This is a genomic window from Thermocladium modestius (assembly GCF_055398215.1).
On record NZ_AP043731.1, the window covers coordinates 640,431 to 653,683 of the forward strand.

Consider the following 13,253-nt stretch of genomic DNA (forward strand, 5'->3'; position numbering starts at 1 on the left):
ACCGCGCCGCTCTAAATAAAAATCTATCTTTCAATGTTAAATGCCCCCTTCCCATTCGGCTTACTGCTTTATCACTATGTAGTACTTCGACTTCTTGTCGCTGCTCACCGTTATCAACCCGTTCAACTCCAGTTTCATGAGGGCCCTCCTAACCTCCGACTCCGACGCATCGCTGTACCAAGCCTTCACGGCCTGCAGCAAGTCGGGGTACGCTATCTCTCTCTTCGTCTTGAGGAAGTTGTATATCAAGTAATCCAGTGGAAGGGATGCGTTCATCAAGGTCACACGTAGAGGCTCTCCGCCCTGGCCCTGGTGCGGGCGACCATTTGCCTGATGCGGTCCCACCAAGACTCGTAGAACTTAATCATGTCCGGCGTTATGGATGCCCTGACCTTCTTCATGGCTTGCAGGAAGTGCCTGGCGTCCACGCTGGTCGCGTTCTCGTTCTCCCTTAACGCTATCAAGCCGGCCTCCCTCACCAGCATCTCTATGTCGGCCCCCGAGTACCCCTCCAGCATGTTGGCGAGCTCCTCGAGGTCCACGTCCTTCCCAAGCGGCATGTTCCTCGTGTGCACCCTCAGTATCTCGAACCTGGCCTCCTTGTCGGGCGGGGGTATGTAGACTATCCTATCGAACCTGCCCGGCCTCAGGAGGGCTGGATCCATCATGTCCGGCCTATTCGTCGCGCCAATTATTACTATATCGTCCAGCCTGGATATGCTGTCCATCTCCGCCAGCAATTGAGCCACTATCCTATCCATGGCGCCCGTGTCCACAGACATCCCCCTCGCCGGGGCTATGCTGTCTATCTCGTCGAAGAACACCACGGCCGGCGCCGCCATTCTGGCCTTCTTGAATATCTCCCTTATGGCCTTCTCGCTCTCCCCGAACCACTTGCTCAGCACCTCCGGCCCCCTCACGGATATGAAGTTGCTCCCCGACTCCGTCGCCACCGCCTTCGCCAGCAAAGTCTTCCCAGTCCCCGGCGGGCCAAAGAGAAGAATGCCGCGGGGCGCCTTTATGCCAAGCCTCTTGAAGCGGTCGGGGTGCTTGAGGGGCCACTCAACCATCTCCTGCAGCTCCTGCTTGGCCTCGGCGAGCCCGCCTATGTCGCTCCACCTAACCTTGGGGACCTCTATGTATATCTCCCGCAACGCGCTGGGTATTGTCTCCCTCATCGCGCTGAGGAAGTCCTGCATGGAGACCTGTATCCTCTTCAGGTTATCGTCAGTGAACGTCGATGGATCCTCGGGGTTGATTATCTTCTGCTGAAGCGCGCGGCGCAGTGCCTTCATAGCCGCCTCCTTGCTGAGCGCCGCCAAGTCGGCCCCCGTGTATCCATACGTTACCTCAGCCAGCTTGGCGAGGTCCACGTCCTTGGCCAGCGGCATGTTCCTCGTATGCACCTGCAGTATTTCCTGCCTGCCCTTGGCGTCGGGTGGATTAATCCATATCTCCCTATCGAATCTCCCGGGCCTCCTAAGCGCTGGGTCGACCGCGTCGGGCCTATTCGTGGCGCCGATTACCACCACCTGCCCCCTCTCCTGCAACCCATCCATCAACGTGAGAAGCTGAGCCACTATCCTCTTCTCCACCTCCCCCGTCACCTCCTCCCTCTTAGGCGCTATGCTGTCTATCTCATCAATGAATATGATGGCTGGGGAATTCTTCTTAGCCTCATCGAACACCTCCCTCAGCCTCGCCTCGGACTCCCCGTAGTACTTGCTGACTATCTCCGGCCCGTTTATGGCCACGAAGTAGGAATCGGTCTCGGTCGCCACTGCTTTGGCTAGGAGGGTTTTTCCGGTGCCTGGTGGGCCGACTAGGAGTATTCCCTTGGGTGGGTCTATTCCGAGGTACTTGAAGAGCTCCGGGTGCCTGAGGGGAAGCTCAACCAGCTCCCTTATCTTCTGCTTCGCCTCCTCCAAATCCCCAATATCCTCCCAAGTTATGCGGGGCACCCTTATGTTCTCCACGGGCTTCTCCAACAGCTTCAACTGGGTCTCGTCGTCTATTATTGTGGCCGCGTTGCTTGGCTTCACCTGCACTGCCTGGAACGTGAGGGGCTGGCCCAGCACCGTGACCTGTATGAGGTCGCCCTCCATCAACACGTAGTCCTTCAGCTTCTGCTTTATGTACTGCTCGAAGTTCTGATCTATGCTCAACGCCATGGAGACGGGGGCCAGCTTCACCAGCTGAGCCGGCTTAGGGTCGACGCGCCTAACCTTCACCGTGTCCCCGACGCTGACGTCCGCGTTCTTCCTCATTATGGAGTTCATCCTTATTATTCCCTTCTCCTCATCCTCCGGGAGCCCGTACCACACCTTGGCGGCGGTCACCTTCTTGCCCCTTATCTCGACCACCATGCCCGGCTCTATCCCGTGCTCGTTCATGACTATGGGGTCTATCCTGACTATGGGCTTCCCAGCATCCTTTTGCTTGGCCTCCATTACTCTGAGCTCCAACCAATCATTTGAAGATGAATATGCCATATTATCGCGGACTTTAGCTCAACTTGGGTTTTTAAACATATGCATCTTGTTAACGCCCATGAACGGAGCGGTCAGGCTAGAAGCCCAGCCTAGTGAAGTACTCCAGCTCCACGTTGCCGACCCCATCAATGCCGTTGAGGAGGTTCTCCACGTCATCGCTGCTGTGCTCCTCGCTGCTCTCCGGCATCCTGAGGTGCAGCTTGAGGGCCTTTATGCCGAACCCAACGTCCTCCTCCTCCACCTTATCGAGCGTGTATTTCGGCTCCAGCGCGGACTTTATGGATTGTATTAACTTGGCGTAATCCACGTCCGACGAGCTGGGCAGCACCCTGTAAACCATGTATACTTGAGCCACCTCGCTTTCACCTACGGACCCTCGAACCCGCATACGGGGCACTTATAAGGATTCCCAAGCCTCCTGCACCTCTCGCACCTCCACACCTCGTACTGGCCGCAGTTGGGACACAGGAAGTGAGTCGCCCTCTCGCTGGGCGATATTGGTCTTCCACACGAGACGCAGTACCTAACCTCGGGGCCGTGCAGTTTAGGCCGCTGCCTGCCCAGTTTCTGTTGAATCATCTGCCATGCATAGATGAAAGGGTTATTAAGCGTTTCGCGTGGCTGGGATCGATTAAAATAGATTGGAAATGAACCCCAAGCCATTCCGGCGATCACGCGGCCCGCCTGGCCCTCGCCCTGATCGCCACCACTATCAGCGCTATGACCAGTATCACAACCACGTAGAACATTATCGAGGCGATGCTCCTTGGAACGAGGAGGTTAGCGGCTGATTGTCCCAGCGATGGCTGTATCTTTACCGTCAAGGGCACGTTCTGGATGAAGGGAATAAGCGAGCCGCTCTGGTTCCACAACATGGTGAGAGTTACCTTATAGTTGCCTGGGCTCACCCCGCTCTCCGCGTCCACCATGAACACCACCTGAATGCTCTGGCCCGGCTCCAGGTCCCCCACCTCCAGCCTCCCCGCAGTCAACGCGCTGAGCGGGTTGCTGCTGCTCACGTACGGCTGTAGAATGCCCTGTCCATTCAACACGACCTCCACGTTCCTGGCCGTTATGTTACCCATGTTGGTTATCGTTATGTAGAGGGGCACGTCGCTGGCCCCCGCGGTCAGGGAGCCCGTTACGTTGGTTACCTCCAGCAATGCCTTGGGCTTCACGGTGAGCGGTATCACGTACTCGCGCGAGAAGCCGGTGCCGTTCACGTACAGCGTGAGGTTAACCTTGGTCTCCGCGTATAGGTTATCGCTTGTGGATATAACGAAGTTTATGGGGATGGGCGTCCCCACGGGCAGGTTGCCCACGTTAACGACGCCGTTGGACGGCGCGATGACCTTGACATAGCCATCCCCCGCCAACTGCACCCTCACGTTCCTGGCTATGGAGGTGCCAACGTCGGCTAGGTACACCACCAACTGAGCGGCGGGATAGCCCGGGAACAAGTTGGGCGGGTCGGTGTAATAGGATTGGACCACGACGTCGGGGGACCCGGACACGACGACGGGCACGCTTGCCGAGGCGCTTCCGCCATTGAAGTTGAGCCTAAGGTAAGCGTAGTAAGTGCCAGGCTCCACATTGCTCACGTTAACCATGAACACGGCGTAGTTGGGTATGCCCGGCGCGAGGCTCCCCACAGGTGTCGAGGAGTAGAGAGGCGTCAATCCATGGGGTAGCGCAATGCTTGCCGAAACGTTGGTGACGGCCGTGTTTCCCGTGTCTATTATGGGGATGACCAGCGGCACCACGCCGTACCCCGGCCCCACCGTTATGGGGCTCTGCGGGGATCCCCACACAGCGCCTTGAGCCACCAACACGGGCCTGCCAGTTATGGGTATCATCACCTCATCCCTCTGCGTGGAATTGGCGAAGTACCTAATCGTTACAGACCCGTTCAACGCGCCTATCCTCGCCTTGCCTGTAACGTTTATCAGGAAGGCGGCGTACACGGGCACGCCGGGCGGCATGTAGCCTATCGTCGTCTCATTTGTCACCGCCACCAACCCATCGCCGACCCGTATGTAGGCGGTCACGTTGCTCGCCGCCACGTTGCCCGTATTTATGAGGGGGACCATTAGCGGCACCACGCCGATGCCCGGGGAGGCCTGTATCGGGGATGAGGTGGATCCCCAGAACGGCGTGTCCACCCCTATGCTCACGTAGCCGAGCACGGGCACAGTCGCGTTGACCGTGGAGTTCAAGCGGATATAGGGCTGCAATGCCTTCGACGAGTTGGCTAGCGTGGAGTTCCTCGGAATTGATGGTGGGAGCGTTGATTGGATGGGAATGGATTGCAGCTTGGGGTTTGGAATGGAGTAGTACAGCCTTATCCGCATAGTGTATATCCCATCAACCGCCTTGGGGTTAACGTCTATCAGCAGCGTCACGTTGACGGAGGATCCGGCGGGTATTGCAGGTATGGTTATGTTGGTCTTATTTATGGTGCTGTATTGACCGAATGGGAACGTGTATATCGGCTTAATGGTAACGTTAAGCATGGGATACTCCTCGTTATTTATTATTGTGAGGGTTAGGGGCACTCCGGTCTCTCCGGGCGCCATGAGCGTGGGGTGGGCCACGACGTAGGCGGCCTCGGCTCCCACCGTGATGGTCGCCAGCAGTATTAAGATCGATAATAGTAGTACATTGTATCCATTCATGAATCGAAATCGATATCTACTGTATTAAAACTTTTCGCCTCAGTTAATGGGTTTTCCCCGCCTTCCGTATGGCCGCGATAATGGAATCCGGGTAGTCGCTCGTTATGTCGTCCACCCCCATTCCAGCCAACGCGGCGGCGGCCTCAGCATCATTGACGGTCCACGCCCCAACCCTCAAGCCCATGGAGTGGGCCTCCGCCACCCCCTTCCCGTCGATCAATTCATGCGATGCGTGAAGCCATTGCGCCTCAAGCCTGCGGGCCGGCTCTATGAACCACCGTATGCGGCCCACGAATATTAAGCCAAGCTCCACCCCGCCGTCCAGCTCACGCACCCTCTCCAGGGCGTCGAAGTCAAACGAAATTACTTGCGCATCGACTCCATGCTTTCTAATTATGTCCAGCACCTTCTCCTCAATGCCTGGATAGAAATCGCTTCCCCGCTTTATCTCCACCTTATACTTAATTCCACGCCCGATTGCCGAGAACACCTCGCCCAGCGTGGGAACCCGCGTCCCCGCCCACTTCTCCCCGAACTTAACGCCGGCATCCAGCCTCCGCACCTCCTCCATGGTCATCCGGGATATCAAGCCCGATCCATTGGTCGTTCTGTCCACTGCGGCGTCGTGCATCACCACGACCTCGCCGTCCTTGGTTAAATGGACGTCCAGCTCCACGCCGTCCACCCCCATCTCCTTGGCGAGGGAGAACGACGGTATGGTATTCTCGGCGCACGCCCCCTAGCCCCTCTGTGGCCGTATATTAACATGCATCTGGAACGCCGTCGCCGCGTAAAAGCATTTCGCAATGCTCATCGGTTAAAGTTTAAATACATGAACCGCTGGAGAAACGCCGTCGGGGATTCCCCGTGTCGTCCAGGACCTATAACATGTGCATTGGGTATAAGTGCCAGTACTTCTCGTGCGCCCAGCACGCGTTGAAGGTGGTGAGGAGGGGGAGTGAATTGATCTCGATGTGCCTCCTCGCCAAGGAGCCCAATGGGGGTTATGGGCCGTGCATTGGGTATAAGTGCCAGTACTCCCTCTGCAACGCCCACGTGATGGACCCCAAGGGCAGGTGCTTGCTGGAGCGGGAGAGGCCTAAGACAATTGACTTGATTAAGGAGGCCAAGGACATGGATAAGCAGTACTCCAAGGTGAAGAGCCACCTCAAGAAGATGGGCATGGATGATTATATATGATTTACGGCGTCGTGCTGGCCGCGGGGCTCGGCGAGAGGCTTAGGCCGTTGACCCTGAGCATCCCCAAGCCGCTTCTGCCCACCCCAGATGGGCCAGTGATGCTGGGCTCAATGAGGAAGCTGGCCGAGGTGAGCTCCAAGGTATACGTGGTTCTCCACTACATGGCTGACCTGGCCATACCTGCGGTTAAATCCATGGGGAGGGCGTTGGGGCTCGACGTGGGCATAGTGGTGCATGATAGGTTGATGGGAACGGCGGGCCACTTGGGTTTCCTCAAGGGAGTGGTCGGCGACGAGGATTTGGTGGTGGTGGCCAACGGCGATATAGTCATTGATGAGGGGTTCAGGGGATTACTGGATAGTCACGTCTCTGGGAGGTGGGACATGACCATAATGACGTCGAAGCTGAGGCAGCCCATTAGGTTCGGGGTGCTGGATTTCAGCGAGTCGGGCGAGTTAATCAAGTGGAGGGAGAAGCCCACGCTTGAGCTATCAATATCTGCCGGCAACTACGTGATAGGGGGGAGGGCCATAAAGGAGCTCCCCGACTCATTCATTGATATGAACGACTTCGTCAACCTGCTGCTGAGCAAGGGATACAGGGTGGGGGGTTACGAGGCGAGGGGCGTTAAGAGGGACGTGGGGACGATGGATGACTACCTTGCCCTGCTTCAGCAGGGCTTGAGGGCTTTCAGCGATGCGAGCTGGCGCATGGAGGATTAAATACAATAATAATATTTAGAATCAAAAACTATAAAAGAGAGAGTTGCCCGCAAGTTTCATGGGTGCAAGCACGTGTCCAGCGCTTAAGCGAGGTGCAGGAGGCTTTATATGCGGGTACACCAATAAGCAGGTCAATCCATTCAATTGGTACTGCCTCGGCGATTACTACTCCTGCCCGGTCTACATAGCTCAATCAAGGGCACAGCCTCAGCCGCAGCCGGAGAGGAAGCCGGAGGTCAAGCCGGCGGAGGTAAAGCCCATAACCGTCGTTACCCAAGCCCCTCCAGCGGGCGATCCGGAGGATGCCATAATAAGTTCTATTCAATCATTGATCGACAAGCTGGGCGGGGAGGTGCGCAACGTAGAGGATAGGTGGAGGGAGTACGAGTCGTACACCGTTAAGGTGAAGGGATACTTCGACCAGACGTCCCCCGTCATCTCCCAATACCTGTCCCTCCTCGAGTCGGCCCTGTCTAGGTACAGGGATGAGTTGAAAGAGGTGGAGCTCAGGAAGGAGATAGGCACCATAGACTCCGACGCCTACTCCAAGTTAAAGGACGAGCTGGGGCGAAAGTTGGATAAGCTGGACGGCCAGTTGAGGGACTTCAAGGATAGGTACGGGGACTTGAGCAATAGGGTCATGAATCACTACAGGAGGGTGATAACCACGTCGGAGTCCCCCGAGTCCGCTAGGATACGCATGTCCCTCGCGAAGCTCGATGACTTGCTGAAGAGCGGCAAGATATCCAAGGACATTTACGAGAAGCTTAAGGGAGACCTCGAGAAGTTGGTGCAGGGAGGATCATCGTGATGCAGAACATATCCAAGCTGTTCGACGACATAAGGAGGCTAGTGGAGGGCAAGTACAAGGAGTACAGCGATGAGTTGAGGAGGGCTCAGGAGTCCTGGAATGCTTATCAATCAATAGTGAACAAGATAAAGAGGAATTGGGACTTTGACGAGGCCTTGCTTCACTCCAGGCTCGACCAGATGAGGAGGGAGATAGATGAGCTTAAGAAGCAGATGGAGCTGTTGGCGGCCCAGAGGGACATTGGATTGATAGATGACGACACGTTCGCCAAGTCATCCGCTGAGTTGAACGAGATAATGACCTCCCTATCCAAGACCTACGAGGACCTATCCTCCAAGCTGGAGGAGCTGACATCCCTCGTCACGGATCACTGGCTGAGGTCCATCGATATAACCAAGACATCCCTGGAGCAGATAGACAATATGCTGAAGGAGGTGGAGGACGCCAAGGCCCGCAACGAGTTGTCGGAGGAGGTCTACCGCCGGTTGAAGAGGGAGGCGGAGATGCTGAGGAAGGCGGTCCAAGCCTTCTCAATGTTGAGGGAGGCCCCGTCCGACAGCGATGAGAAGGAGCAGAAGGACGGGTCTGCACAGCTTTAAACCGGGCCGGGTTCCTCACCTCATGGCAGTCAGACCATCAGTGGAGGGCAGGATATACCACCTCCGGGCCTCCAAGGTGAATCCCTACGTCCTCCTCCCCGGGGACCCCGACAGGGTGCCGCTCATAGCATCCAAGTGGGATGAAGTGACTGAGAGGAATGAGTCCAGGGAGTACAGGACGTACCTGGGCACCTACAGGGGGGCGCCGGTAACAGCCACGTCGTCGGGGATAGGCGGCCCCGCCGCCTCTATAGCCATGGACGAGCTGGCCATGATCGGGGCTAGAACCATAATCCGCGTGGGAACCACGGGCTCCCTGTGGGCATCCATAAAGGTGGGGGACCTAATAATAACGAGGGGGGCCTACAGGCTGGATGGGGCCAGCTCCAACTACGCGCCGCCAGGCTACCCGGCGGTCCCTCACCCGGACGTGTTGAACGCGTTGGTGCTGGCGGCTGAGTCCCTAGGGGTTAGGTATCACGTTGGGTTAACCGCAACCACGGATACCTTCTACGTGGGGCAGGGCAGGCCCGGCTTCAATGGGTACCTCCCCCCCGGCGGCGCGGATCTACTGGGTAGGCTGCGGGGCCTCAACGTGGTTAACCTGGAGATGGAGGCGAGCATCGTCTTGACGGTGGCCAACGTGTACGGGTTGAGGGCGGGCGCCGTCATGGCGGTGATAGCCAACAGGGAGACAAATGAATTCGATCCTCACGCTGGGATTGAGGACGAGGTGAGCGTCGCGAATGAGGCGGTGAGGCTTTTGAAGGAGTGGGACGACGCTTACCCCGACAAGCCGGTGAAATCCATAATGGGGATCAAGAGGTAAAGGCAAAACGAGGCTAATTGCGAGCAGCCGGGGAGGCCGATTCAAGGACCCGCCTCACTTTCTTGCCTTTATCATTGCGGCGTAGAGCAACCCCCCTATCAGTGGGCCGACGTAGAGGGCCGGCACGTAGTTGAATATCGTCGGCGCTATCTCGGGCAGCGCGTATATCAAGGCAATGCCCACTATGAAGGAGACCACGGCCCCCAGCTTCACGTGATCCGCCGCGCTGCGCGGCACGTCGTAGAACTCCTTCATATTAACCCTGCCGCGAAGCCTTAGGTACCAATCGAATATTAGGATGAACGTCAACGGGAATATAGCGTCGCCCACCAGGTTGAGGAAGTCATTAACGTAGCTCAGTATGAATATTGAGGTCAGCACTGCCGCTATGCCCAGAGCAGCGGTGGTGGTTGGTTGAAGCAGCCTCGCCTTGAACCCCTCCCTCCTCTTAATCAATGGATCCACGGCGACCAGCAGGTCTATGGTGGATGGGTATAGGTTCATGGCGTTGGTGTGTATTATGGCCAGCGACGCGCCCAGGGAGGCCGCGATCACCCAGGCAGGCGCTACGCCGTAGCTGAGGGCCGCTATGTTCCAGTTACCGGCGTAGTGCTGGCCCGCGTAGCCGAGGATGCCCATCAACAGTATGGGTAGGAATATGCCTAGGGGAGTCGCCAAGCCGTAGCTCCACGAGAACCCATCGTATGGCTTCCCAAAGCGGGACGTCGTGGTCGTCTTGTAGGCCCACGACAGCATTCCAAACGCCAGCACCAGGCCCACCGCGTTTCCCCAGTTGAGGGTGAAGGGGTTGGGGGAGCCGGCGAATAGCGCGCCCCAATTCACGTGGTAAGTAGTCACCAAGTAATACGCCAGCACGGCGTAGCTGGCTATCAATATGGGCGACGTGAATCTATAGAAGTACTCCAGCCACTTGGCCCCGAACAGCACCAGCAGTATCTGTATTACCCCCATGGCCACGTACCATATGTATATCGAGGAGTGGGTTATAGACGAGAGTATCTCCGCCCCCACTGCATTGTTGAGGGCGAACCAACCCACGTTGATCACGGTGTAGAGGACGGATAGTGCCTGGGCGGTTCCGTATCCGAAGGTCTTCCTGGCGACCACCAGCGCCGTGAGCGGCATTTGCCTCCCCATCTCGCTGAACAGCCAAGTGGGCGCTATGCCTAGGGCTAGGCCCAGGAACATGGCCACGATGGCCCACTTGAGCCCCATGTTGTAAAGCAGGTCCCCTATCAACGGCGTTGTCGCTGATGCCGAGGCCATGGCCCAGAAGATGAACAGCTTCCAAGCCGAGAAGTTGCGCATCTTGTTCGGTATTGGCAGTATCCCTATCGTCTCCAACTCCTTCCCGAACCTGCCGAACTCGGGGAGTCCCTTAGCTATCTCCTCTATTTGTTTCTCGGTTATGTCATTGCTTTCCCTCTCCTCCTCTGTCATTGGGTAAAGGCAAATCAAGGCCTTAAAATAAAGCTTAACTCTAATTGCTTAAAGTAATACCGCTGCCCAGCACCTCGCCGGGCCTATAGGAGCGTGTGTTGCTCTCCATCGATTCGAGGAGATTATGTTTTATTGTGAAACAGGAGCTTTTTAAAGCGCCGCCGGCTTTCCCCTTTCATGAGGTTGATTTACCCCGATGCCAGGGAGTGGGCGGCCATAGTGGACGCGATAGCGGTCTTGATAGAGGAGGCCACGTTCTCAGTGGCCCAGGACGGGCTTAGGCTGAGAGCGCTGGATCCGTCCAGGACATCGATGGTGGATCTATTCATACCCAAGGAGGCGTTCGAGGAGTACCCGGACGTGGGCAGCGAGGAGCACATTGGGATTAATTTCAACGATTTGAAGAAGGTGCTGAAGAGGTCCCGTAAGGACGATAAGGTGATGCTGGAGACCGATAACGGCAAGCTGAAGGTGAAGTTGGTGGGGAAGGCGGCGAGGACCATAACCATGCCCATGCTGGACATAGGGATGGAGCAATTGCCGACGCCCAAGGTGGTGTTCACGGTGACCGCCAAGCTGGCCAGCGACGCGTTGGATCAGGCGATAAAGGACGTGGAGATAATAGCGGATGCCATAAAATTCGAGGGAAAGGAGGACGGCATCTACGTCAAGGCATCCAGCGATAAGGGCGACGTTGAGGTGAAGTTCGAGAAGGAGGGCGACGTCATGTTCGAGTACGACTTGAAGGAGACGGCGGCGGCCGTTTACTCAACCGATTACCTGGCCGACGCAGTTGCCAGGGCGTCCTCCATAAGCGACATAGTGACACTGGAGTTCGCCACACAGAAGCCCATTGCCCTGACGTTCGAGATACCCATGGGGGGTAAATTGGCCTACTACATAGCGCCGCGCATGGATTAGGATGTCGATGAAGTACGTCCACGCGCTCTTCAAGGATTATTATAGGCGATCGTTCCAGCCCCCCGACGTGCCCGAGATGGGGAAGCGGGAAATAGCTTACCAATTGTTCGGCAGCGACTCAATGGTTCGCCACAAGAGCGTATCCGGGGAAGCGGAGTTGAGGAGATTATTCGCTGAGGCGTCGCCTAGGCACGCATACTACTCCAGCTCCTACTTCGAGAAGCCTGGGGAGCCCGACATGTCGCTGAAGGAGTGGAGGGGGGCCGACTTGGTGTTCGACATAGACGGCGATCACCTCCAAACCAGTAACTGCATGGGAATTAAGTTGATGACACTCGCCTGCCTTGATGATGCTCGCCTGGAGACCATTAAGTTGATCGACATCCTATCCAACGAGTTCGGCGTGGCTTCCATGAGGATAACCTTCTCCGGGAACAGGGGCTTCCACGTCCACGTGGAGGCCAAGGAGGTGATTCAGCTGGGCCAGGAGGAGAGGCGGGAGATAGTGAACTACATAACGGCTAGGGGGGACTTAACTAGGCAGTTGATCGCCGGCGGCGAGTTCCTTCTCGACGTGGTGGACGCTAAATCCATAAAGAGGGACCTGGGGGGCCCCGCGCGGGTCCTCGCCGCGGTGCTGGAGGTGCTGGGCCGTAAGCCCAAGCCGGCCGACGTGGTGGGCAGGAAGGGGGAGGTGCTGAGGAGGCTTGGGGTGACCATAGACGAGGTGGTCACCATAGACGTCAACAGATTAATGAGGATGCCCAACACCCTCCACGGCAAGACCGGGCTGAAGGTGGCTGAGCTGGGCCTTGGGGAGGTGGAGAGGGGCGTCGAGGCCGTTCTCGGCAAGGCCATCGCGTTCAGTAAGGGAAGCATTGCGGTAAAGCTCAACGAGCCCGTGGGCGAGGTGCTGGGGGAGTCCGTTAAGGGCCGCGCGGGCTCCGTGGTGGTCCTCCCCCAGGGAGCCGCTGTGTATTTATTGCTGAGCGGCTCCGCGGATCTGGCGAGGGGGGAGGCATGGACTTGAGGGAGCTCAACGAGTTGGTCAGGGCGGAGATGGGTAGGACGGGGCTCGCCAAGCTCCCGTTCCGCTCATATAGGGAACTGGCCGCCTCGATAGGTTCATCCCTCAGCGTCGGCGGGGCGCTGGAGAACGCCTTGGCTGGGGCGTATTCGAGGGACGCCAGGTCCGCCATAACGGCGTTGATTCGAGTTCGGATGGATAAGATACTCGCCGCGGTTCGGGGCGGCAAGGTTCCGAGGAATTTGCTGGCTGAGGAGAGGAGATTGGTGAACGCGTTGAGTTACTTGGAGCCCTTGATGCCTAGGTCGGACTACAATGGGCGCGTCAGGATCGTTTCGTTCGGGGTTCAATTCCTAAGGATACGCACCAGCAACGGCAACCAGATAGGCCCGTTCAGGCCGGGGGACTTGGCGGTCATTCCCATGGAGGACGCGGAGGACTTGATGGAGCGGAAGATAGTGTCCGTGCTTTTCAGGAAGGAAAAAAGTTTTAAAGGGAGAACGTGGACGGAGTGAT

15 protein-coding genes are annotated in these 13,253 nt (G+C 57.2%); 8 read left to right on the forward strand and 7 right to left on the reverse strand.

Annotated features, from left to right (window positions below):
• Window positions 1-60: 60 nt before the first annotated feature.
• The 6 genes from ACZ5ZS_RS03195 to ACZ5ZS_RS03220 form a co-directional block, all read right to left on the reverse strand.
• Window positions 61-285, reverse strand: a complete 225-nt coding sequence (locus tag ACZ5ZS_RS03195; protein ID WP_188596434.1) for a hypothetical protein — start codon at window positions 283-285, stop codon at window positions 61-63.
• A complete protein-coding gene (locus ACZ5ZS_RS03200; protein WP_464858510.1) occupies window positions 282-2,492 on the reverse strand; it encodes a CDC48 family AAA ATPase in 2,211 nt (736 codons plus the stop codon). Before ACZ5ZS_RS03200 ends, ACZ5ZS_RS03195 begins: the two co-directional genes overlap by 4 nt.
• A 76-nt stretch (window positions 2,493-2,568) precedes the next feature.
• Window positions 2,569-2,832, reverse strand: coding sequence for an elongation factor 1-beta (locus ACZ5ZS_RS03205; protein WP_229657701.1), 264 nt, complete (start codon window positions 2,830-2,832; stop codon window positions 2,569-2,571).
• A 26-nt stretch (window positions 2,833-2,858) separates the two neighbouring features.
• Window positions 2,859-3,071 (reverse strand): zinc finger domain-containing protein, encoded by a 213-nt coding sequence (locus tag ACZ5ZS_RS03210; protein WP_188596437.1) that lies wholly within the window; start codon window positions 3,069-3,071, stop codon window positions 2,859-2,861.
• A gap of 92 nt (window positions 3,072-3,163) precedes the next feature.
• Complete coding sequence (locus tag ACZ5ZS_RS03215) at window positions 3,164-5,167, reverse strand: COG1361 S-layer family protein (protein ID WP_188596438.1); 2,004 nt, start codon at window positions 5,165-5,167, stop codon at window positions 3,164-3,166.
• 43 nt (window positions 5,168-5,210) lie between these two features.
• Window positions 5,211-5,852, reverse strand: a complete 642-nt coding sequence (locus ACZ5ZS_RS03220) for a glycerophosphodiester phosphodiesterase (protein ID WP_464858512.1) — start codon at window positions 5,850-5,852, stop codon at window positions 5,211-5,213.
• A gap of 182 nt (window positions 5,853-6,034) precedes the next feature.
• On the opposite strand from ACZ5ZS_RS03220, the gene ACZ5ZS_RS03225 reads away from it, so the two are divergent.
• Genes ACZ5ZS_RS03225 through udp form a run of 5 tightly spaced genes read left to right on the forward strand, consistent with a single transcriptional unit; the run spans window position 6,035 to window position 9,328 of the window.
• Window positions 6,035-6,367, forward strand: coding sequence for a hypothetical protein (locus ACZ5ZS_RS03225; RefSeq protein WP_229657691.1), 333 nt, complete (start codon window positions 6,035-6,037; stop codon window positions 6,365-6,367).
• Window positions 6,364-7,089, forward strand: a complete 726-nt coding sequence (locus ACZ5ZS_RS03230; RefSeq protein WP_188596440.1) for a nucleotidyltransferase family protein — start codon at window positions 6,364-6,366, stop codon at window positions 7,087-7,089. Before ACZ5ZS_RS03225 ends, ACZ5ZS_RS03230 begins: the two co-directional genes overlap by 4 nt.
• A 58-nt stretch (window positions 7,090-7,147) precedes the next feature.
• Window positions 7,148-7,900 carry an SPOR domain-containing protein gene (locus ACZ5ZS_RS03235; protein WP_188596441.1) on the forward strand — a complete coding sequence of 251 codons (753 nt, stop codon included), beginning with the start codon at window positions 7,148-7,150 and terminating at the stop codon, window positions 7,898-7,900.
• The gene (locus ACZ5ZS_RS03240) at window positions 7,897-8,499 is read left to right on the forward strand and encodes a protein-tyrosine phosphatase family protein (protein ID WP_162508746.1); all 603 of its coding nucleotides are present in this window, start codon (window positions 7,897-7,899) and stop codon (window positions 8,497-8,499) included. Before ACZ5ZS_RS03235 ends, ACZ5ZS_RS03240 begins: the two co-directional genes overlap by 4 nt.
• Window positions 8,500-8,521: 22 nt before the next feature.
• Entirely contained in the window at window positions 8,522-9,328 is an 807-nt protein-coding gene (udp, locus tag ACZ5ZS_RS03245; protein ID WP_188596442.1) for a uridine phosphorylase, read from the forward strand.
• Window positions 9,329-9,382: 54 nt separating this feature from the next.
• Here the strand turns inward: udp and ACZ5ZS_RS03250 are convergent, their stop codons facing one another.
• Entirely contained in the window at window positions 9,383-10,789 is a 1,407-nt protein-coding gene (locus tag ACZ5ZS_RS03250) for a purine-cytosine permease family protein (protein ID WP_188596443.1), read from the reverse strand.
• 177 nt (window positions 10,790-10,966) lie between these two features.
• Here ACZ5ZS_RS03250 and pcn point away from each other — a divergent pair, with 177 nt between their 5' ends.
• From pcn to ACZ5ZS_RS03265, 3 genes are read left to right on the forward strand one after another with little or no spacing between them, the layout of a single operon-like run.
• On the forward strand, window positions 10,967-11,710 hold the full coding sequence (pcn, locus tag ACZ5ZS_RS03255) for a proliferating cell nuclear antigen (pcna) (RefSeq protein WP_188596444.1): 744 nt from the start codon (window positions 10,967-10,969) through the stop codon (window positions 11,708-11,710).
• Between the two features lies 1 nt (window position 11,711).
• On the forward strand, window positions 11,712-12,740 hold the full coding sequence (locus ACZ5ZS_RS03260; protein ID WP_188596445.1) for a DNA primase small subunit domain-containing protein: 1,029 nt from the start codon (window positions 11,712-11,714) through the stop codon (window positions 12,738-12,740).
• Window positions 12,731-13,252 carry a DNA replication complex GINS family protein gene (locus ACZ5ZS_RS03265; protein ID WP_188596446.1) on the forward strand — a complete coding sequence of 174 codons (522 nt, stop codon included), beginning with the start codon at window positions 12,731-12,733 and terminating at the stop codon, window positions 13,250-13,252. The genes ACZ5ZS_RS03260 and ACZ5ZS_RS03265 overlap by 10 nt, the downstream gene beginning before the upstream one ends.
• Window position 13,253 lies beyond the last annotated feature (1 nt).

What these genes read in the sequence shown, in the direction of transcription:
- ACZ5ZS_RS03200 (WP_464858510.1), bottom strand. Translation starts at nt 2,492, where the DNA reads ATGGCATATTCATCTTCAAATGATTGGTTGGAGCTCAGAGTAATGGAG.
- ACZ5ZS_RS03205 (WP_229657701.1), bottom strand. Translation starts at nt 2,832, where the DNA reads ATGGTTTACAGGGTGCTGCCCAGCTCGTCGGACGTGGATTACGCCAAG.
- ACZ5ZS_RS03210 (WP_188596437.1), bottom strand. Translation starts at nt 3,071, where the DNA reads ATGATTCAACAGAAACTGGGCAGGCAGCGGCCTAAACTGCACGGCCCC.
- ACZ5ZS_RS03215 (WP_188596438.1), bottom strand. Translation starts at nt 5,167, where the DNA reads ATGAATGGATACAATGTACTACTATTATCGATCTTAATACTGCTGGCG.
- ACZ5ZS_RS03230 (WP_188596440.1), top strand. Translation starts at nt 6,364, where the DNA reads ATGATTTACGGCGTCGTGCTGGCCGCGGGGCTCGGCGAGAGGCTTAGG.
- ACZ5ZS_RS03235 (WP_188596441.1), top strand. Translation starts at nt 7,148, where the DNA reads ATGGGTGCAAGCACGTGTCCAGCGCTTAAGCGAGGTGCAGGAGGCTTT.
- udp (WP_188596442.1), top strand. Translation starts at nt 8,522, where the DNA reads ATGGCAGTCAGACCATCAGTGGAGGGCAGGATATACCACCTCCGGGCC.
- ACZ5ZS_RS03250 (WP_188596443.1), bottom strand. Translation starts at nt 10,789, where the DNA reads ATGACAGAGGAGGAGAGGGAAAGCAATGACATAACCGAGAAACAAATA.
- pcn (WP_188596444.1), top strand. Translation starts at nt 10,967, where the DNA reads ATGAGGTTGATTTACCCCGATGCCAGGGAGTGGGCGGCCATAGTGGAC.
- ACZ5ZS_RS03260 (WP_188596445.1), top strand. Translation starts at nt 11,712, where the DNA reads ATGTCGATGAAGTACGTCCACGCGCTCTTCAAGGATTATTATAGGCGA.
- ACZ5ZS_RS03265 (WP_188596446.1), top strand. Translation starts at nt 12,731, where the DNA reads ATGGACTTGAGGGAGCTCAACGAGTTGGTCAGGGCGGAGATGGGTAGG.